The organism is Burkholderia guangdongensis, from assembly GCF_013403875.1.
GTDB lineage: Bacteria > Pseudomonadota > Gammaproteobacteria > Burkholderiales > Burkholderiaceae > Burkholderia > Burkholderia guangdongensis.
On sequence record NZ_JACBNX010000027.1, the window covers coordinates 101,806 to 121,769 of the forward strand.

The 19,964-nt window shown below is 65.7% G+C and carries 17 protein-coding genes and 2 pseudogenes; 13 read left to right on the top strand and 6 right to left on the bottom strand.

What is annotated here, in order from left to right; translation table 11 throughout:
- Positions 1-24 precede the first annotated feature (24 nt).
- Positions 25-1,272 (bottom strand): cytosine deaminase, encoded by a 1,248-nt coding sequence (gene codA, locus HZI36_RS23180; protein WP_179405010.1) that lies wholly within the window; start codon positions 1,270-1,272, stop codon positions 25-27.
- Between codA and HZI36_RS23185 the strand changes: the two genes are divergently transcribed.
- Positions 1,259-1,606, top strand: a complete 348-nt coding sequence (locus HZI36_RS23185) for a hypothetical protein (protein WP_179404939.1) — start codon at positions 1,259-1,261, stop codon at positions 1,604-1,606. The two genes, codA and HZI36_RS23185, sit on opposite strands and share 14 nt — an antisense overlap.
- Here HZI36_RS23185 and HZI36_RS23190 read toward each other — a convergent pair.
- Both HZI36_RS23190 and aptA read right to left on the bottom strand, forming a co-directional pair.
- The gene (locus HZI36_RS23190) at positions 1,584-3,101 is read right to left on the bottom strand and encodes a CoA-acylating methylmalonate-semialdehyde dehydrogenase (RefSeq protein WP_179405011.1); all 1,518 of its coding nucleotides are present in this window, start codon (positions 3,099-3,101) and stop codon (positions 1,584-1,586) included. The genes HZI36_RS23185 and HZI36_RS23190 overlap by 23 nt on opposite strands.
- Positions 3,102-3,179: 78 nt before the next feature.
- Positions 3,180-4,541, bottom strand: coding sequence for an omega-aminotransferase AptA (aptA, locus tag HZI36_RS23195; protein ID WP_179405012.1), 1,362 nt, complete (start codon positions 4,539-4,541; stop codon positions 3,180-3,182).
- Between the two features lie 102 nt (positions 4,542-4,643).
- Between aptA and HZI36_RS23200 the strand changes: the two genes are divergently transcribed.
- Entirely contained in the window at positions 4,644-5,606 is a 963-nt protein-coding gene (locus tag HZI36_RS23200) for a LysR family transcriptional regulator (RefSeq protein WP_179405013.1), read from the top strand.
- 300 nt (positions 5,607-5,906) lie between these two features.
- Here HZI36_RS23200 and HZI36_RS23205 read toward each other — a convergent pair.
- Together HZI36_RS23205 and HZI36_RS23210 are read right to left on the bottom strand one after the other, a co-directional pair.
- Positions 5,907-6,191: pseudogene (locus HZI36_RS23205) on the bottom strand (helix-turn-helix domain-containing protein); the annotation flags it as partial.
- Between the two features lie 78 nt (positions 6,192-6,269).
- Positions 6,270-6,506 carry a type II toxin-antitoxin system RelE/ParE family toxin gene (locus tag HZI36_RS23210; protein WP_179405014.1) on the bottom strand — a complete coding sequence of 79 codons (237 nt, stop codon included), beginning with the start codon at positions 6,504-6,506 and terminating at the stop codon, positions 6,270-6,272.
- A 214-nt stretch (positions 6,507-6,720) separates the two neighbouring features.
- Here HZI36_RS23210 and HZI36_RS23215 point away from each other — a divergent pair, with 214 nt between their 5' ends.
- The 10 genes and pseudogenes from HZI36_RS23215 (at position 6,721) to HZI36_RS23255 (ending at position 16,700) form a co-directional block, all read left to right on the top strand.
- On the top strand, positions 6,721-7,191 hold the full coding sequence (locus tag HZI36_RS23215) for a 2,4'-dihydroxyacetophenone dioxygenase family protein (protein WP_179405015.1): 471 nt from the start codon (positions 6,721-6,723) through the stop codon (positions 7,189-7,191).
- 182 nt (positions 7,192-7,373) lie between these two features.
- Positions 7,374-8,300 carry a polyphosphate kinase 2 gene (gene ppk2 / locus HZI36_RS23220; RefSeq protein ID WP_179405016.1) on the top strand — a complete coding sequence of 309 codons (927 nt, stop codon included), beginning with the start codon at positions 7,374-7,376 and terminating at the stop codon, positions 8,298-8,300.
- A gap of 116 nt (positions 8,301-8,416) precedes the next feature.
- Positions 8,417-10,003: an inorganic phosphate transporter gene (locus HZI36_RS23225; RefSeq protein WP_179405017.1), complete on the top strand. Its 1,587-nt coding sequence runs from the start codon at positions 8,417-8,419 to the stop codon at positions 10,001-10,003.
- Positions 10,004-10,049: 46 nt separating this feature from the next.
- Positions 10,050-11,804 (top strand): ABC transporter permease, encoded by a 1,755-nt coding sequence (locus HZI36_RS23230; protein WP_179405018.1) that lies wholly within the window; start codon positions 10,050-10,052, stop codon positions 11,802-11,804.
- Between the two features lie 11 nt (positions 11,805-11,815).
- Complete coding sequence (locus HZI36_RS23235; RefSeq protein ID WP_179405019.1) at positions 11,816-13,156, top strand: ABC transporter ATP-binding protein; 1,341 nt, start codon at positions 11,816-11,818, stop codon at positions 13,154-13,156.
- 197 nt (positions 13,157-13,353) lie between these two features.
- Complete coding sequence (locus HZI36_RS23240; RefSeq protein WP_179405020.1) at positions 13,354-14,577, top strand: alkaline phosphatase family protein; 1,224 nt, start codon at positions 13,354-13,356, stop codon at positions 14,575-14,577.
- A gap of 74 nt (positions 14,578-14,651) precedes the next feature.
- Positions 14,652-15,902 carry a cytochrome-c peroxidase gene (locus tag HZI36_RS23245; RefSeq protein WP_179405021.1) on the top strand — a complete coding sequence of 417 codons (1,251 nt, stop codon included), beginning with the start codon at positions 14,652-14,654 and terminating at the stop codon, positions 15,900-15,902.
- A 190-nt stretch (positions 15,903-16,092) separates the two neighbouring features.
- Positions 16,093-16,254: pseudogene (locus HZI36_RS23250) on the top strand (type VI secretion system tube protein Hcp); the annotation flags it as partial.
- Positions 16,255-16,303: 49 nt separating this feature from the next.
- The gene (locus HZI36_RS27080; RefSeq protein ID WP_425485290.1) at positions 16,304-16,441 is read left to right on the top strand and encodes a hypothetical protein; all 138 of its coding nucleotides are present in this window, start codon (positions 16,304-16,306) and stop codon (positions 16,439-16,441) included.
- The gene (locus tag HZI36_RS23255) at positions 16,422-16,700 is read left to right on the top strand and encodes a hypothetical protein (RefSeq protein ID WP_179405023.1); all 279 of its coding nucleotides are present in this window, start codon (positions 16,422-16,424) and stop codon (positions 16,698-16,700) included. The genes HZI36_RS27080 and HZI36_RS23255 overlap by 20 nt, the downstream gene beginning before the upstream one ends.
- Before the next feature lie 113 nt (positions 16,701-16,813).
- On the opposite strand, the gene HZI36_RS23260 is transcribed toward HZI36_RS23255, so the two are convergent.
- Positions 16,814-17,773 (bottom strand): MBL fold metallo-hydrolase, encoded by a 960-nt coding sequence (locus tag HZI36_RS23260; protein ID WP_179405024.1) that lies wholly within the window; start codon positions 17,771-17,773, stop codon positions 16,814-16,816.
- Positions 17,774-17,946: 173 nt separating this feature from the next.
- Between HZI36_RS23260 and HZI36_RS23265 the strand changes: the two genes are divergently transcribed.
- Positions 17,947-19,728 carry an IclR family transcriptional regulator gene (locus tag HZI36_RS23265; protein ID WP_343050526.1) on the top strand — a complete coding sequence of 594 codons (1,782 nt, stop codon included), beginning with the start codon at positions 17,947-17,949 and terminating at the stop codon, positions 19,726-19,728.
- Positions 19,729-19,964 lie beyond the last annotated feature (236 nt).

The window sequence follows — 19,964 nt, forward strand, 5'->3', positions numbered from 1 at the left end:
GATGGGTAGGCAGGCGAGCAGACGTCAGCGCGGCGCGTCCAGGTAGCTGATCCGCTCCGGCTCGCGCCGCATGATCACCGCGCCGCCGCGGATCGACACGAGCGGCTTCGCCTGCCGGCGCAGTGCGTCGTAGTCGCCGTCCGCGTCGAGCACGATCAGGTTCGCCGGCCGGCCGACGTCGATCCCGTAGCGCTCGCCGAGATGCATCGTCCTCGCGCTATGGTCGGTCACGAAATCGAGGCAGCGTTGCAGATCGTCGTAGCCCATCATGTGGCAGATGTGCAGCCCGGCGTCGAGCACGCGCAGGATGTTGCCGTTGCCGAGCGGATACCACGGATCGCGGATCGAATCCTGCCCGAAGCATACGTTGATGCCCGCGCGATCGAGCTCCGCGACGCGCGTGAGCCCGCGCCGCTTCGGGAACGTGTCGAAGCGCCCCTGCAGATGGATGCTCTCGGTCGGGCACGAGATGAAGCTGATTCCGGAGCGCTTCAGCAGCCGGAACAGCTTCGAGCAGTACGCGTTGTCGTACGAACCCATCGCGGTCGTGTGGCTCGCGGTGACGCGCGCGCCCATCCCGCGCACGCGCGCCTGCTCGGCGAGCACCTCGAGAAAGCGCGAATGCGGATCGTCGGTCTCGTCGCAATGCACATCGACGAGGCAGCCGGTGCGCTCCGCGAGATCCATCAGGAAGTGGATCGAGCTGACGCCCTGCTCGCGCGTGTTCTCGAAATGCGGAATCCCGCCGACGACGTCGGCGCCCATCTCGATCGCGCGTGCCATCAGCGTGCGGCCGCCGTCGAACGATTCGATTCCCTCCTGCGGGAACGCGACGATCTGCAGGTCGATCAGCGCGCGCGCCTCCTCCCGCACTTCGAGCATCGCCTGCAATGCCGCGAGCGACGGATCCGTCACGTCGACGTGCGTGCGCACGTGCTGGATCCCGTGATCCCGCAGCATGCCGATCGCCGCGTGCGCGCGGGCCTTCGTGTCGGCGTGCGTGATCGTCGCCTTGCGCTGCGCCCAGCGCTCGATCCCCTCGAACAACGTGCCGCTCATGTTCCATTCGGGCTCGCCGGCGGTCAGCACCGCGTCGAGGTGAATGTGCGGCTCGACCAGCGGCGCGATCGTGAGGCGGCCGCCGGCATCGACGTCGTCGGGCCGGGCGGCAAGCGGGCCGGGTTGTGGGTCGATCCGGGAGATGTCGCCCGCTTCGATAGCGATCGTATGCAGACCTTCGCGGCCGCGAAGCAGCGCGTTGACGACGTTCATGGGCGATCCTGGCTTCGAGTGGGAGGACGATGGAGGCGGCGACGCGAAAGCCGTGCCGCTGCGAGCGTCGAGCGTCGAGCGTCGAGCGTCGAGCAATGTGACGCATCATATCGCCGAACGTCGCGCGGCAGCCGCCGCGTTGACCGTGCGCGGCGCGCTGTTGTTCGGGCTGCTGGTGACCGCCCTCTACTCGCCGGTGTGGACGAGTGCGGTCCATTCCGGCCTCGACTTCGCGATCGCGGCCGTCGGGTGCGAGAGACGAGCGAAGACCGGGCGCACTGCACGGCGCCCGGCCCCGCTCGCTTCGTTCGTCAGCGATTCGACGGGAAGCTGAACATCGTGCCTTCACGCACGCCGGCCGACGGCCAGCGCTGCGTGATCGTCTTGCGCTTCGTGTAGAAACGCACCGCGTCCGGGCCGTACGCGTGCAGATCGCCGAACAGCGAACGCTTCCAGCCGCCGAACGAGTGATACGCGACCGGCACCGGCAGCGGCACGTTGATGCCGACCATCCCGACCTGGATGTGATCGCTGAAATAGCGCGCGGCCTCGCCGTCGCGCGTGAACAGGCACGTGCCGTTGCCGTACTCGTGCGCGTCGATCAGCGCCATCGCGTCGTCGAGCGACTTCACGCGGATCACACCGAGCACCGGCCCGAAGATCTCGTGCTGATAGATCGGCATGCCCGGCTTCACGTTGTCGAACAGGCACGGGCCGAGGTAATAACCGTCCTCGTGGCCGTCGATCTTCATGCCGCGGCCGTCGACGACGAGCGTCGCGCCCGCCGCAACGCCGGCGTCGACGAAGCCCGTGACCTTCTCGAAGTGCTGCTTCGTGACGAGCGGGCCCATGTCGACGCCTTCGCCGGTGCCCGGGCCGACCTTCATCTTCGCGATCTCGGCCTTGAGCCCTTCGACGACCTTGTCGGCAGTCTCATCGCCGATCGCGACGACGAGCGGCACCGCCATGCAGCGCTCGCCGCACGAGCCGTACGCCGCGCCCATCAGCGCGTTCACCGCGTTGCCGATGTCCGCGTCCGGCATCACGACCGCGAAGTTCTTCGCGCCGCCGAGCGCCTGCACGCGCTTGCCGTGCGCGCAGCCGGTCGTGTAGATGTATTCGGCGATCGGCGTCGAGCCGACGAAGCTCACCGCCTTCACGTCCGGCGCGGTCAGGATCGCGTCGACCGCTTCCTTGTCGCCGTTCACGACGTTCAGCACGCCCGGCGGCAGGCCCGCTTCGAGCGCGAGTTCGGCCATCCGCAGCGTCGACGACGGCGTGCGCTCCGACGGCTTCAGCACGAACGTGTTGCCGCATGCGACGGCCATCGGCCACATCCACAGCGACACCATCACCGGGAAGTTGAACGGCGTGATCCCCGAGACGACGCCGAGCGCCTGATACTCGCTCCACGAATCGATCGACGGGCCGACGTTCCGGCTGTGCTCGCCCTTCAGCAGTTCGGTCACGTAGCTCGCGTACTCGACGTTCTCGATCCCGCGCTGCAGTTCGCCCATCGCGTCGGCGAGCACCTTGCCGTGCTCGGCGGTGATCAGCGCGCACAGCTCGTCCGCGTGCTCCTCGAGCAGCGTCTTGAAGCGGCTCATCACGCGCGCGCGCTTCAGCGGCGGCGTGTTGCGCCATGCGGGGAACGCGGCCTTCGCGGATGCGACCGCCGCTGCGACGGTCGACTGGTCGGCGAGCGCGACGCTCTTGGTCGACGCGCCGGTCGCCGGATCGAACACCGGCTGCACGCGGGTGCCGCCTTCGACGCGCTTGCCGTCGATCAGGTGGCCGATGGTGGAGGTGACGTTGCTGTCGTGTTTCATGGTTCGGATGCTTCCTGTGATCTTTCGTGAATTCGGATATCGGGAACGGGCCGTCGCCCGCGCGAGGATACGCGCGGATCAGTCCACTTCGTTCAGCGCGTCGGACAGCGCGTTGACCAGGTTGTCGATTTCGCGCTTCTCCGAGATGAACGGCGGCGCAAGCTGGATCGTATCGCCGCCGTAGCGCACGTAGAAGCCCTTCGCCCAGCAGCGCATCGCGATTTCGTACGGGCGGCGCGCCGGCTCGCCCGGCAGCGCGGCGATCGTGATACCCGCCGCGAGGCCGTAGTTGCGGATGTCGGCGATATGGCGCTGGCCCTTCAGCCCGTGCACGGCCGCCTCGAAGTGCGGTGCGAGCTCGCGCACACGGCCGATCGCGTCGTCCTTCACCAGCAGGTCGAGCGCCGCGACGCCGGCCGCGCACGCGACCGGATGCGCGGAATACGTGTAGCCGTGCGGGAACTCGAGCATGTAGTCGGGGCCGCCGGCCGCCATGAACGTGTCGTAGATCTCCTTCGTCGCGATCACGCCGCCGAGCGGCTGCGTGCCGTTCGTCACCTGCTTCGCGAAGTTCAGGATGTCCGGCGTCACGCCGAACGCCTCGGCGCCCGTCATCGCGCCCGCGCGCCCGAAGCCGGTGATCACCTCGTCGAAAATCAGCAGGATGTCGTGCGCGGTGCAGATCTCGCGCAGACGCTGCAGATAGCCCTTCGGCGGAATGATCACGCCGGCCGAGCCTGCGAACGGCTCGACGATCACCGCGGCGATGTTCGACGCGTCGTGCAGCGCGATCAGGTCGAGCAGGCGGTCCGCGAGGTCGGCGCCGTTCTCGGGCATGCCGCGCGTGAACGCGTTCGCGGCGATCTGCGTGTGCGGCAGGAAGTCCGCGTCGACCGCGTGGCCGAACAGCTTGCGGTTCGCGCCGATCCCGCCGACCGAGATCCCGCCGAAGTTCACGCCGTGGTAACCCTTCTCGCGGCCGATCAGGCGGGTCTTCGTGCCCTTGCCCTTCGCGCGCCAGTACGCGCGGGCCATCTTCAGCGACGTGTCCGCCGATTCCGAGCCGGAGCCGGTGAAGAACACATAGTCGAGGCCGGCCGGCGTCAGTGCCTTGATCTTGTTCGCGAGCTCGAACGACTTCGGATGGCCGAACTGGAACGCCGGCGCGTAGTCGAGCTGCGCGATCTGGCGGCTGACCGCTTCGACAATCTCGGTGCGGCCATGCCCGAGACCCGTGCACCAGAGGCCCGACAGCCCGTCGAAAATCTTGCGGCCCTCGGCATCCGTGTAATACGCGTCCTTCGCGGACACGATCATGCGCGGATCGGCCTTGAACTGCCGGTTGGCGGTGAACGGCATCCAGTGCGCGTCGAGCCACGCGGCATCGGTGCGCACGGCGGTGTCTTCCTGTTGTTGCTGCGGTGCGGTCTGAACGGTCATGTCATCGGCGCGGCGCGCCCCTCCTCGGTGATGATGTTGCGCATTGTCGAGTGGCCGATTAGTCTTTTGAATATCGCAATATCAATATTCACTTGCGCAACCATGCAAGCAAAGAAACCGAAGAGTCGCGCGCTGCTCGGGCAGTTGAGCGACATGGATCTGCGGCTGCTGCGGGTCTTCAAGGGCGTCGTGCAATGCGGCGGGATGGCGGCGGCCGAACTGGAGCTGAACATCGGAATCTCGACGATCAGCCGGCACGTGAAGGATCTCGAGACGCGCCTCGGCCTCGTGCTGTGCCGGCGCGGCCGCGCGGGCTTCACGCTGACGCCCGAGGGGCAGACCGTCTACGAGGAGACACTGCGGCTGCTCGCGTCGATGGAGGCGTTCAGGAGCCGGATCGACGGGATTCACGACCGGATGGGCGGCGAACTGCATATCGCGGTGTTCGACAAGACCGCGACGAACCCGCGCGCGCGGCTCGGCGACGCAATCCGCCGGTTCGCGGACGAGGCGCCGGACGTCGTGCTGAATCTGCACGTCGCGTCGATCAACGAGGTCGAGCGCGGGGTCATCGACGGCAGTTATCAGGTCGGGATCATCCCGGTGCATCGCAACTCGGGCAGTCTCGTATACGCGGATCTGTTCGACGAGCGGATGCTGCTGTACTGCGGCGCGCAGCATCCGCTGTTCGACCGGCCGCACGGCAAGCTCACGTGGAGCGCGATCCGCAAGCATGCGTTCGTCGGGCTCGGCTTTCATTCGCCCAACATGGAGCTGAGCCATCGCGCGAAGCTCACGCGCAGCGCGACCGCGTTCGATCAGGAAGCGATGGCGACGCTGATCCTGTCGGGGCGGTATCTCGGGTTTCTGCCCGATCACTATGCGGAGAGTTTCGAGCGAAAGGGGCTGATGCAGCCGATCGCGCCGGAGCGGTTTCATTACGCGTGCCGGTTCGTCAGCCTGCTCAGGCGCTCGCCGCGGCCGTCGCGGGCGGCGCTGCTGTTTCAGGCGTGTCTGGAGGACGCGCATGCGGGGGGGGAGGCAGTCGCGGCGACCGGCGGATAGAGGCTGGAGACCGGCACGGCCGGTGCGCCGATCTCAATGCGCGTCGACGGGCAACCTCCTGCTGCGATCCCGGTTTTGGGTGGAGGCGCCCAGGCTCAACACGAATTCCGTCACGATCGTTTCGATTTCCTTGGATTGAGTCGGCGGCAATTTGACCTTCTTGATCCGCGCAATGACCGCCTTTACGTCTTCGGATGCGGATGCGGACGGTCCTTTCCGGCGCGTCGGCGCCTTGGTCGATGCGCGGCTTTTTTGCTCGTCCGCTTCATCGCTTCCCGGCGCGTCGGGCATCATGCCTTCCAGACCGAAATGCAACTGCATGCCGAGTGCGGCTGCAGCGCTTGCCAGAGTCGTGAGCGTCAGGCTCGTATCAGTTTCGTCGAGCAAGCGATTGAGCGCCGCGCGGCTCGTCTTCATGCGAGCCGCCATCTCCGTTTTGGTGATTTTCTGCGCCTTCATCGCCTGCTCGATCTGCCATGCGATGACGCGCTTGATCGCAATTGCGGTTACTTCCTCGAGAAGACCTTCCTCCTCGAGGAAACTGTCGAAATCACTTCCGATGTGCTTATTATTTTTGCGTTGCATATCGCACTCCATTGCGCTACTGCGTTTGCTGCTGCCTGTTTGCCCGTCGCGCGCTGCAAGCGGCGCGGGCTCTGCCGATCAGCGTTCCGCCTTGACCAGCTTCATACGATATTTCGCGGTATCGATGTCATCCTGCGGAGTCGACTGTGACTTCTTGATGAACCCGTGCAGCAGAACCATCGTGTCCGCGTCGATCTTCCTCGTATCCGGCCCCTCAAGCGTCTTGAGCCATTCCTTTGCTGGCTCCTTTCCCGTTGTCGTCTGGAAGAACCTGACTTCCAGCCTGACCGCTTCAGTTTCTTGTTGTTTCGCCATAAACCGCAGCCCGATGTGACTCAGACACGAATTGTACCAAAATTGGTACATTCATCAAGGCTTCGACGGAAGGATTTTGAAAGCAAATCGCCCGATATCCATCCGCACGATCATCGACTCGCCGATTTCGTCGGCACGAACCTGTCACATTGGTAAACTTGATCACCCAACGCAACTCCACGACTACTCGGTCCCACACCACCCGCCTTTCGACATGTCCGCTCTCCCCCCCATCGCCTGCCTCCCCGACGACGCGCTCCCCTGGCTGCCGATGCACGCCGACCTGCCGGGCCTCGCGATCAAGTACCTGCACATCGACGCGGCCGAAGACACGCTGACCGCGCTGCTGCGTATGCCGGCCGGCCGCCCGCTGCCGCGGCATCGCCACGAAGGCCGCGTATTCGTCTACACATTGCAGGGCGCATGGCGCTACCGCGAATACGACTGGGTCGCGCATGCCGGCTCGACCGTGCTCGAACCGGCCGGCTCGATCCACACACCGGAAACGCTCGCCGACCAGCCCGGCGACGTGATCACGTTCAACGTGATGCGCGGCGACCTCGTGCTGCTCGACGACGACGGCCGCGAAACCGCCCGAGAAAACTGCCGGGTCGCGCTGCTGCGCCAGCGCAGGCACGCGCGCAGCGCGCCGCCGGGCGCGGCGGCGCCGTTCGTCACGCGCTGAACGCGAGACGCCGCAATCAACCGAAATAATTCGCAATCAATCGCCGTCCAACCTGACACGTTCCCGACACGAACCTGAACGCACCATTGACGCGGACGCCCGTCCGATCGGCGCCCGGGCCACGCGCCTGCCCACCACACGAGAACCGTCACACCGGAACAACAGGTACGAACAGGTACGCAATGGACAACATTCATCAACACGACGACGCAATGGCCGAGCTCGAACGCGAGCGCCGTCTGCATGCCGATCTCATCGACACGATCGATGAAGAATTCGAGCTGGAACTCGACGACCGCCGCTTCGAATCCGGCCTCGCCGACGATCCCGACTGGCGCGCGAGCCGCCACCGCTATTTCCGCGAGTTGCTGCGCCTGCAGGGCGAGCTCGTGAAGCTGCAGGACTGGATCGTCGATACCGGGCACCGGCTCGTCGTGATCTTCGAAGGCCGCGACGCGGCCGGCAAGGGCGGTGTCATCAAGCGGATCACGCAGCGGCTGAATCCGCGCGTGTGCCGCGTCGCCGCGCTGCCCGCGCCGTCGACCCGCGAGCGCACGCAATGGTATTTCCAGCGCTACGTCGCGCATCTGCCGGCCGCCGGCGAGATCGTGCTGTTCGACCGGAGCTGGTACAACCGCGCGGGCGTCGAGCGCGTGATGGGCTTCTGCTCCGACGACGAATACGAGGAATTCTTCCGCTCGGTGCCCGAGTTCGAGAAGATGCTCGCGCGCAGCGGCATCCAGATCCTCAAGTACTGGTTCTCGGTATCGGACAACGAGCAGGAAGCGCGCTTCCAGGGCCGCATCGACGATCCGCTGAAGCAGTGGAAGCTGAGCCCGATGGACCTCGAAAGCCGGCGGCGCTGGGAGGCATATACGGCGGCGAAGGAGGAGATGCTCGAACGGACGCATATTCCCGAATCGCCGTGGTGGGTCGTCGGCGCGGACGACAAGAAAAAGGCGCGCCTGAACTGCATCCATCACCTGCTCAGCCAGATGCCGTACCACGAGGTCGAGCGCCCCGAAGTCGTGCTGCCCGCGCGCGTGCATCACGAGGACTACATCCGTCATCCGGTGCCGGAGCACATGCACGTGCCCGACACCTACTGACCCGCGGCCGAAGATGACGAATTAATGGACGGTAATTTGCGTGTCACATTGATGACACTGCCGCCCGTTAGGCTCCGTCCCTAAGCCACACGAGACCACACCCCAGGAGCATCGACATGCCGAACCTCACGGCAACGAGCGCGAGCGGCGCAGCCAGCCGCACGCGCACCATCAGCTTCGCGCTGTTTCTTCTGATCATTGCGTGCGGGATCGTCTACATCGCGGTTCATCTGTCCGCCGACCTCCGCCCGATCAACGAAAGCTCCGTCCTGCCGTTCGTGCTGCTCTGTGTCGCGCTGCTGATCGCACTCGGCTTCGAATTCGTGAACGGCTTCCACGACACCGCGAACGCGGTCGCGACCGTCATCTACACGCACTCGCTCGATCCGCATCTCGCGGTCGTCTGGTCCGGGTTGTGGAATCTGCTCGGCGTGCTCGTGTCGAGCGGCGCCGTCGCGTTCGGCATCCTGCAGCTTCTGCCCGTCGAGCTGATCCTGCAGGTCGGCAGCGGCGCCGGCTTCGCGATGGTCTTCGCGCTGCTGATCGCGGCCGTCGTCTGGAACCTCGCGACCTGGTATCTCGGGCTGCCGTCGTCGAGCTCGCACACGCTCGTCGGCTCGATCATCGGCGTCGGCGTGATGAACCAGTTCGTCAGCGGCGCGGCCGCGACGAGCGGCGTCGACTGGAACCAGGCGCTCGGCGTCGGCAAGGCGCTGCTGTTCTCGCCGATCGTCGGCTTCCTGCTGTCCGCGCTGCTGCTCGTCGTGCTGAAGGCGGTCGTGCGCGTGCCGGCGCTCTATAAGGAGCCGAAGGGCAACAAGCCGCCGCCGTTCTGGATTCGCGCGCTGCTGATCCTGACCTGCACCGGCGTGTCGTTCGCGCACGGCTCGAACGACGGCCAGAAAGGGATGGGCCTCATCATGCTGATCCTGATCGGCGTGATGCCGACCGCCTACGCGCTGAACAAGGCGGTCACGCCCGACCAGACCGGCACGTTCGTCGCGGTCGCGCGCCATGCGTCGGTCACGCTCGCGAAGTACGGCGATCCGGCCGTGCAGTCCGCCGACCCGCGCGGCGACGTCGAAGCGTACGTCCGCACGCACACGATGACGCCCGCGACGGTGCCCGCGCTGCAGAAGCTCAGCGACACGATCGCCGATCAGGTCGCGCAAGCCGGCTCGATCTCGGCGGTGCCGCAGAACAACGTCGACAACGTGCGCAACAACATGTACGTCGCGTCCGAAGCGATCCGCCTGATGGAAAAAGCGAAGGCGCCGGCGTTCTCCGCCGAGGACGAAAGCGCGCTCGACGCGCTGCGCAAGCAGATGGATCACGCGACGAAGTTCATCCCGACCTGGGTGAAGGTCGCGGTCGCGATCGCGCTCGGTCTCGGCACGATGGTCGGCTGGAAGCGGATCGTCGTGACGGTCGGCGAGAAGATCGGCAAGGATCATCTGACCTACGGCCAGGGTGCGTCGGCCGAGGCGGTCGCGATGCTGACGATCGGGATGGCGGACATGTACGGGCTGCCGGTGTCGACGACCCACGTGCTCACGTCCGGCGTCGCCGGCACGATGACGGCCAACGGCTCGGGCCTGCGCTGGGACACCGTGCGCAATCTGGTGCTCGCGTGGGTGCTGACGCTGCCCGCGTCGATCGCGCTGTCCGCGGGCCTGTACTGGCTGCTGCACATGATCTTCTGAACGCGCCGCGCCGCCTCCCCTTTCCTATCGCCAGAGAACGTTCCCGATGGATATCAGTTTCTTCAATCCGAATCGCACCGCGAACGCATCGGCTTGGCGCGTGCTGCCGAACCGCTGGGATTTCGTGTCGTTCCCGCTGATCATCTGCCTGATCGCGATGGCGGCGATCGGCTTTCATCAGACGCTCGCGCCGATGTCGACGCTGAAGACCGAGGCGATCTCGCTCGCGCCGTCGATGCTGCCCGAGTACGCGTTGCGCACGACGCTGCGGATGCTCGCCGCGATGGTCGCGTCGCTCGCGTTCACGCTGGTCTACGGCACGCTCGCCGCGAAGAGCCGCCGCGCGGGGATGGTGCTGGTCCCGATCCTCGACATCCTGCAGTCGGTGCCGGTGCTCGGCTACATCTCGTTCACCGTCACGTTCTTCCTGTCGCTGTTTCCGGGGCGCGTGCTCGGCGCGGAGCTCGCCGCGATCTTCGCGATCTGGACGAGCCAGGCATGGAACATGACGTTCAGCTTCTATCAGTCGCTGCGCACGGTGCCGCGCGATCTCGACGAGGTGTCGCGCGGCTTTCACCTGACCGCGTGGCAGCGCTTCTGGAAGCTCGAAGTGCCGTTCTCGATGCCGGGCCTGATCTGGAACATGATGATGTCGATGTCCGGCGGCTGGTTCTTCGTCGTCGCGTCGGAGGCGATCACGGTCGGCAACAACACGATCACGCTGCCCGGCATCGGCGCGTACCTGTCGCAGGCGATTTCCGACAAGAACATCGGCGCGATCGGCTGGGTGATCCTCGCGATGACGGTCGTGATTCTCGCGTACGACCAGCTGCTGTTCCGCCCGCTCGTCGCATGGGCCGACAAGTTCCGGATGGAGAACACGAGCTCGGGCGACGCGCCCGAATCGTGGCTGCTCGACATGCTGCGCCGCACGCGGCTGATCCATCAGCTGCTCGTGCCGGCCGGCTGGCTGCTCGCGCAGGCCGCGCGCGTGCCGATGCGCGTGCCGGCGATCAAGCTGCCGGCCGGTCGCGGCACGACGAGCCGCAAGTCGACGCGCGTCGGCGACATCGTCTGGGGAATTCTCGTGATCCTGCTGACCGCGTACGTCGTGTGGCGCGTCGTCAGCTACGTGTCGACCGGCGTGACGCTCGACGAAGTCGGCCACGTGCTCGTGCTCGGCCTGATCACGCTGCTGCGCGTGATGCTGCTGATCGCGATCGCATCCGTGATCTGGGTGCCGCTCGGCGTGCTGATCGGCCTGCGCCCCGCGCTCGCCGAGAAGATCCAGCCGCTCGCGCAGTTCCTCGCCGCGTTCCCGGCGAACCTGCTGTTCCCGGTGTTCGTGATCGTGATCGTCAAGTTCCACCTGAACCCGGACATCTGGCTGTCGCCGCTGATCGTGCTCGGCACGCAGTGGTACATCCTGTTCAACGTGATCGCCGGCGCGACGTCGTATCCGAACGATTACAAGGAAGCCGCGAAGAACTTCCGCATCCGCGGCTGGCAATGGTGGAAGCAGGCGATGCTGCCGGGCATCTTCCCGTACTACGTGACGGGCGCGATCACCGCGTCGGGCGGCGCATGGAACGCGAGCATCGTGTCCGAGTTCGTGCAGTGGGGCGACACGAAGGTCGTCGCGCACGGCCTCGGCGCGTATATCGCGCAGACGACCGCCGCCGGCGACTTCCCGAAAATCATCCTGGGCATCGCGGTGATGTCCCTGTTCGTCACGTTGTTCAACCGCCTGCTGTGGCGTCCGCTGTACGCCTATGCGGAATCCAAGCTCCGGCTCGATTGAGAGTAAACGCGATGCAAAATTCGAATACGTTGGCGAAGACCGCCGCTCCCGTTCAGGCGCCGCCGCGCCTGGGTGAAGAAATCCTGCGTGTCGATCACGTGTGCCGCGGCTTCAACAAAAGCCAGGGCGAGCTGCTCGTGCTCGACGATGCGAACCTGTCGCTGCGCGAAGGCGAGATCGTCGGCCTGCTCGGCCGCTCGGGCTCCGGCAAATCGACGCTGTTGCGGATCATCGCCGGGCTGATCGAGCCGACCAGCGGCGACGTCGCGTATCGCGGCCAGCCGCTCGACGGCCCGGCCGAAGGCGTCGCGATGGTGTTCCAGACGTTCGCGCTGTTTCCGTGGCTCACGGTGCTGCAGAACGTGGAAGCCGGCCTCGAGGCGCTCGGCGTCGGCGCGAACGAGCGCCGCCAGCGCGCGCTCGCGGCGATCGACCTGATCGGCCTCGACGGTTTCGAGAACGCGTATCCGCGCGAGCTGTCGGGCGGGATGCGGCAGCGCGTCGGCTTCGCGCGCGCGCTCGTCGTCGATCCGACGATCCTGCTGATGGACGAACCGTTCTCCGCGCTCGACGTGCTGACCGCCGAGACGCTGCGCACCGACCTGCTCGATCTGTGGACGCAGGGCCGGATGCCGATCAAGTCGGTGCTGATCGTCACGCACAACATCGAGGAAGCGGTGTTCATGTGCGACCGGATTCTGGTGCTGTCGTCGAACCCGGGCCGCGTGATCGCCGAGATCAAGGTACCGTTCAAGCATCCGCGCAATCGTCTCGATCCGTCGTTCCGCAAGCTCGTCGACGACATCTACGCGAAGATGACCGCGCGCCAGACCGGCGAGGCGACGAAGAAGGGGCTCGACCTCGGCAGCTGGCTGCCGCGCGTGTCGACCAACCTGATGGCCGGCTTGATCGAGACGCTCGCGGCGGCGCCTTATCACGGCCGCGCGGACATGCCGGAAATCGCGCGCTCGCTGCATCTGGAAGTCGACGATCTGTTCCCGATCGCCGAAATGCTGCAGCACCTCGGCTTCGCGGACGTGCGCGAAGGCGACGTGTTCCTGACGCCGCCCGCGCGCGTGTTCGCCGAGTTCGGCACGCAGGAGCGCAAGATGATGTTCGCCGACCACCTGCTGCAGCACGTGCCGCTCGCCGCGCGGATCAAGAAGGTGCTGAACGAGCGGCCGGGCCATCGCGCGCCGCGCGTGCGCTTCGAGCAGGAGCTCGAGGATTCCCTGTCCGACGGCGCGGCCGAGGAGACGCTCGACGCGGTGATCGACTGGGGCCGCTACGGCGAAGTGTTCTCATACAACGACAAGACCGAGATCTTCAGTCTCGCCGACGTCGAGGCCTGAGCACCCCGCTCGATCGGCCAGACGCATGCGCGTGAACCTCGCCGCAAACCGCGGCGAGGTTCACGCGCTTTTCTTTTGTGCGCCGCGAGTCCGCATTTCCACTTGGCGTTTCCACCTAAGCCATTCGGCGCAGACACTGGCCAATCCCGTGTGCTAGATTCATCGGACCTAAAGCTCCAAACCCCAAAAGAAAAAACATGACCTCCCGTCTCTGGTTCCGCGCGCTGTTGATCGCGCTGGTGGGCTCGCTCGCCACGCTCTTCGTTGCTGCCTGCAACTCGTCGTCGACGCAGACGACCGGGCAGCAGCAGATCCATCACGTGTTCGTGATCACACTCGAAAACGAGAACTACGCGACGACGTTCGGCGCAAGCACGAAGGCACCGTATCTCGCGCAGACGCTCGCGTCGCAGGGCGCGCTGGTCCAGAACTACTACGGCACCGGCCACGTGAGCCTCGACAACTACATCTCGATGATCAGCGGCCAGTCGCCGACGTCGGACACGGACAACGACTGCCCGACCTATCAGGACATGACGCTGAACGGCACGACGCCGGACGGTCAGGCGATCGGCACCGGCTGCGTGTATCCGGCGTCGGTGAAGACGCTGCCCGATCAGTTGAAGGCGGCCGGTTTGACGTGGAAGGGCTACGAAGAGGACATGGGCAACGACCCGAGCCGCGAGGCGGCGACCTGCGGGCACCCGACGCTGAACTCGACCGACCTCACGCAGATTGCCGAGGCGCCAAGCGCCGCGGTGCCGCAGGGCGACCAGTACGCGACGCGCCACGATCCGTTCATGTATTTCCACTCGATCATCGACTCGCCGGACTGCGGGCAGAACGTCGTCAACCTGAACCGTCTGCAGACCGATCTGCAATCGGTCGCGACGACCGCGAACTTCAACCTGATCACGCCGAACCTGTGCAATGACGGTCACGACGCGCCGTGCGCGAACGGCCAGCCCGGCGGCCTGACGAGCGCCAACGCGTTCCTGCAGAAGTGGGTGCCGATTATCACGTCGTCGCCGGCGTTCCAGCAGGACGGCCTGTTGATCATCAACTTCGACGAGAGCAGCTACGCGTCCGTGACGGCGGGGGCCGGCGGCACGACGCTCGCGTTCACCGGCACGTCCTGCTGCAGCCAGCAGCCGGGGCCGAACCTCGCGCCGTTCCCGCAGAGCTCGTCGCTCCCGTACAAGGGCACGACGATCACCGTGACGAAGCAGAGCTTCGGCGGCGACCGGACCGGCGCGGTGATGATCTCGAAGTTCATCAAGCCGGGCACGGTGTCGACGGTGCCGTACAACCACTACGCGATGCTGAAGAGCGTCGAGGACATCTTCGGCCTCGGCCATCTCGGCTATGCGGGACAGGCCGGGTTGCAGGGCTTTGGTACGGACATCTTCACGAGTCTTTGATTCCGCGCCATCGAATGACTGTTCTCTCGTTGCGGCGAGCGGCGGCCGGAGCCGCGCTCGCTGGTATTGCTGGTATGGCTGGTATTGCCGCGCTGGGTTTTTCCGCGGCCGCGGCCTATTCGCAGACGGCTGCGTCGAACGCCGTGCCTTCGAACGCCGCGCCTTCGAACGCCGACCTCGCCGCGCTCGGCAAGCTGATGTTCTTCGATCCGTCGCTGTCCGCGTCGGGCCGGATGTCGTGCGCGACATGCCATAGTCCCGCGCACGCGTACGGTCCGCCGAATGGGCTCGCGGCCCAGCTTGGCGGCCCCGATCTGAAGCATCAGGGCACGCGCGCGGTGCCGAGCCTGCGCTACGTGCTGAACCGCACGCCGGTCTGGACGCACGTGAAGGCCGCGACCTTCGCGGAGCGCGTGACCGATACCGACAACGCGCCGATCGGCGGCTTCACGTGGGACGGCCGCTTCGATCGGCTGCGGGATCAGGCGACGTTCCCGCTGCTGAATCCCGACGAGATGGCGAACCGGAACGCCGCCGACGTCGTCGCGAAGCTGAAGCGCGCGCCGTATGCGGCGCGCTTCACCGCGCTGTTCGGTGAGCATGCGCTCGATGACCCGACGCGCGCGCTTGCGCAGGCGGGCACCGCGATCGAGCGTTTCGAGCTCGACGATCCGACCTTCCATCCGTACACGAGCAAGTTCGACGCGTACCTCGACGGCAAGGCGACGCTGACCGCGCAGGAATTGCGCGGGATGAAGCTGTTCGACGATCCGCAGCGCGGCAACTGCGCGTCGTGCCACATCGACCAGCGCGGCGTGAATGGCACGCATCCGCTCTTTACCGATTTCACGTTCGAGGCGCTCGGCGTGCCGCGCAATCGCGAGCTGCACGCGAATGCCGATCCGCGCTTTTATGACATGGGGCTGTGCGGGCCGATGCGCCACGATCAGTCGGGCGATTCGGAGAATTGCGGGCTGTTCAAGACGCCGTCGCTGCGCAACGTCGCGACGCGGCGCGTGTTCTTCCACAATGGCCGCTTTCATACGCTGAAAGAGGCGCTGCGGTTCTACGTGCAGCGCGACACCGATCCGGAGAAGTGGTATCCGACCGACGCGCACGGGCGGGTCGCCAAGTTCGACGATCTGCCGACCGCGCTGCGCGGCAACGTCGATACGATCGACGAGCCGCTGACGCGCAAGCGCGGCGAGCAGCCGGCGTGGAATGAGCGTGAGATTGATGACGTCGCTGCGTTTCTTGCGACGCTGTCGGATGGGGATGTCGCGTCGCGGTCGGTCAATGCGACGAAAGCTCGGAACGCGCAGTAGCGGTCAACGCGATTGACTCGCTTCGCGATCCGTGCCTCATAAAAAAACATCAAAAATTGTTAATGTGGAAATCCTTTGATTTCCCTCAATTGCCAATTGTGCAGAAGTGAGGCAGTGTGACGAGGGCGACATTCTATTCGAGCGCCTTTTCTGAATAATGCCGTTAGCACTCAAAGAGGTATCAATTGGCATGGGAATTCCTGTGTATATGTGGCTCAAGGACGATGGCGGAGCAGACATCAAAGGCTCCGTTACGGTGCAGGGGCGCGAGGGGAGTATTGAGGTAATCGGATTTGGTCACGGCGTGAATCTACCAGTCGATTACAAGACCGGAGACGTTACCGGCGCGCGGAAATTTCCGGCTCCATCCTGCTGGCGGTCGAGGTGCCTCACTCGGCTGCATCACATTGCCAATTTATTCTGATTTCCAACGCATAAGGCGCGCCCTTCTGCACACCACCACCATTCCGGCGCGAAGTTCCGGCCTGAACGCTTACGGCTGGATCGAGGTAATTGCAAATGGCAACGCTTGCCCGTAGCCCGATCAAGGTTCTTATGTTTGCCGGTCTGTTCTTTCTGTCAATCAGGTATGTTTACGCACCTCTGCTGTTTTTCCCACCGTGGAACCAACATTACTCATTCGCGATCTCTGTGTTTTTTGGATTTCACGATATTGAGCTTTTCGATGCGATCTTTGGCTTGATCGTGAGTTTGGCAATGGCCATCATTGAATATGCATCGATCACAAGACTCTGGGCGTACATCTGCGCGAAACGTAAAGACGCAGCCGCGCGGTAAGAATCACGCCACCTGATCCGGGGCGCAATGCCACTCAGCCAATCCATCCGAATCGGAAATGAAAATTAACGAGGCGTCCGGAAGGACGCCTCATCGTGCCTCGCAACTCACGCTCAGTCCTGCAGCGCGTCCCACATTTCCTTGTCGCGCTGCGCGGTCCAGATACGCGGATGCGTGACGCCGCTCGCTTCGTCGAACGCGCGCGACACGTCGAACGGCAGGCAGTGCTCGTAGATGAACACGTGGCCGAACTTCGGATCCATCGCCTCGCGCGTCAGCGCCATCGAGGCCTTCAGGTCCAGCTTCTGCTCGACCGCCTTGCGACCCTGCGCGAGCAGCGTCGTCACGAAATCCTTCGTGTAGTCGAGGCCCTTGTTCACGTCGGCCGGGTTCAGCAGCGCCGGGCCGCGGCCGGGCACGAGCTTGTCCGCGTTCAGCGCGCGCAGCGCCTCGAGCGTCGTCGGCCACTGTTCGAGCTGCGCGTCGCCGCAATAGCACGCGGCGTCGTATTCGACGAGGTCGCCCGAGAACAGCACCTTCTGCGACGGCAGCCAGACGATCGTATCGCCCTTCGTGTGGCCCGAGCCGAGATGCATGATCTTCACCTCGAGCTTGCCGAGGAACAGCGTGATCTCGCGCTCGAACACGAGCGTCGGCCAGGTCAGGCCCGGCACCGTCTCGACGCCGGCAAACAGGCGCGGGAAACGCTCGATCTCCGACTTCATGTCGGCTTCGCCGCGCTCGACGATCATCTCGTACGTGCCGCGGCTCGCAATCACGTGCTGCGCGCCTTCCGCGAAATACGCGGACGCGCCGAGCACGCGCACCGCGTGGTAATGCGACAGCACGACATGCTTGATCGGCTTGTCGGTGACGCTGCGGATCTTCGCGATCAGATCCTGCGCCATCGCGGGCGTCGCGGTCGTGTCGACGATCAGCACGCTGTCGTCGCCGATGATCACGCCCGAGTTCGGGTCGCCTTCGGCCGTGTACGCGTACGCGTTTTCGGAAAGCTGGGTCCAGGTGACTTTCTTCTCTTCCAGGTCCGCCTGGGATGCGAATGCTTTGGCCATGTTCCGTTCCGTGGCTGCGAGCCATGTGTTGGGGGATGACCGGATCTTCGTCCTTCGCGTAGAATTTGTCAATGGCAAGTTGACTTGTTATTTTCTAATACGGGTAAACGCGCGTGCCGGCGTGCCAAATGGCGTCGGATACCATGCGGGTGTTTCGATTTCGGGTGAACGCAGTGCAGAACGACGAAGCGCGCGCGGACGGCGCGCAACGCGCCGCGCCGCAGAAGGCGCAGCGCGGCATCCAGAGTGTTGAGGTCGGCGGGAGGCTGCTCGACGCGCTCGCGCGGCAGCGGCGGCCGCTCGGGCTCAGCGAACTCGCGGCCGGCGCGGAACTGTCGACCGCGCAAGCGCATACGTATCTGGTGAGCCTGACCCGCCTCGCGCTCGCGAAACGCGACGCGATCACCGGCAACTACGAGCCGGGGCCGCTCGCGCTGCGGCTCGGGCTGATGTCGATCGAGCGGCAACCGGCGTTTCGCGCGGCGGCGCCGCACGCGGCGCGGCTCGCGGACGCGATCGGCCAGAGCGTCGCGCTTTCGGTGCCTGGCGCGCTTGGGCCGACGATCGTCCGCTACGAGCGCGGCGGCGCACCGCTGCATGTGAATCTGCACGTCGGCTCGGTGATGTCGCTGGAGACGACCGCGACCGGACGGGTGTTCGCCGCGTTCGCGGAGCCCGCGCAACTCGACGCGATGGCGGCGAGCCAGGCGGGTGCGGGCAGCTTGCTCGCCGGCGCAGGCGACGTGAGCGACGTGAGCGACGTATGCGACGTATGCGACGTATGCGACGCGGGCGACGTGCCGGCCGGCGCCGGCGGCGCACACGCTGCCGAAGCGCGGCTGCGCGCCCGGATCGACGAGATCCGCCGGCGCGGGATCGAGCGCAGCATCGACCTGCCGAGCCCCGGTGTCAGCAGCCTCAGCGTGCCGGTGTTCGATGCCGACGGCCGGCTGCAACTCGCGCTGACCGCGATCGGGTCGACGGGCTCGATCGACGTCGGATGGGACGGGCCGGTCGCGACCGCGCTGAAGGACGCCGCGCGGCAGGCGACCGAATCGCTCGGCGGCCATGCGGACCTGACGTCGACCGTGGCGTCGACCTCGGCGGCACCGGCCGTGCCGCGCACCCCGCCCGCACTCGCGGACGACGCGAAGGCGCAGCGCGGAATCAACGCGCTCGACGCGACCGGTGACCTGCTGCTCGCGCTGGTGTCGGCGGGCCGCGCGCTGCCGCTGCGCGATCTCGCGGCGGCGGCCGGCATGCCGGCCGCGAAGGCGTTTCCGCATCTGGTGAGCCTGATCAAGATTGGCCTGCTGAGCCGCGATGCGGCCGGCTGCTTCGACGCGGGCCCGCTTGCGCAGGAATTGGGGCTGATCGCGATGCAGCGCGTGTCGCCGACGCGCGACGCGGAACCGGAAATCGTCGCGCTCGCGGCGGCGACGGACCTGAGCGTCGCGACCGCGACGCTCGGGCCGCTCGGGCCGACCGTGATCCGGCTGGAGGAATCGGCGCGGCCGCAGCACGTGAGCCTGCGCGTCGGCACCGTGATGTCGCTCGTCAATACGGCGATCGGGCGCCTGTTCGCCGCGTATCTGTCCGACGACGTGCTCGCGGACTTGCTGCGCGACGAGACGGTGCGGCTCGCGGGGCGGCAGCCGGACGCGGCGTCGCCCGACGACGATGCGGGCGATGCCGCGTTGTCAGGCGATGCCTATCGCGCGCGGCTGACGCGGATTCGCGAGGAAGGGATCGACTACGCGTTCGACGCGCCGGTGCCGGGCATCGCGACGCTGGCGGCGCCGGTGCTCGATCACACGGGCAGCGTGCGGCTCGTGATCGCGGTGATCGGGTCGTCGCGGAGCCTCGAACGCAGTTGCGACAATGACGTCGCACGGCAATTGCTCGCGGCGACGCGCCGGCTGTCATGGCGATTCGGATGGATCGGGGTCGCATGACGTCGCCCGCCGGAGCGCATGCGACGATTGCGGAAAAATGTAACCGGCGTTGACCGGCGGAACGCGTCGCGTTGCGCCCCATTTTCGGCGCGGTTCCCGGAGGTATCCGGAATTTCGTGTGTGAGGCGGGTTGAGACTCAGATTCCGATATTGAATCGCTCCGGGTAAAGCAGTGCAAACTGCGTCATCGCGCCTTTCCAATCGTGCCGGGAGCCGGTCCACTTGGCAACGACGTT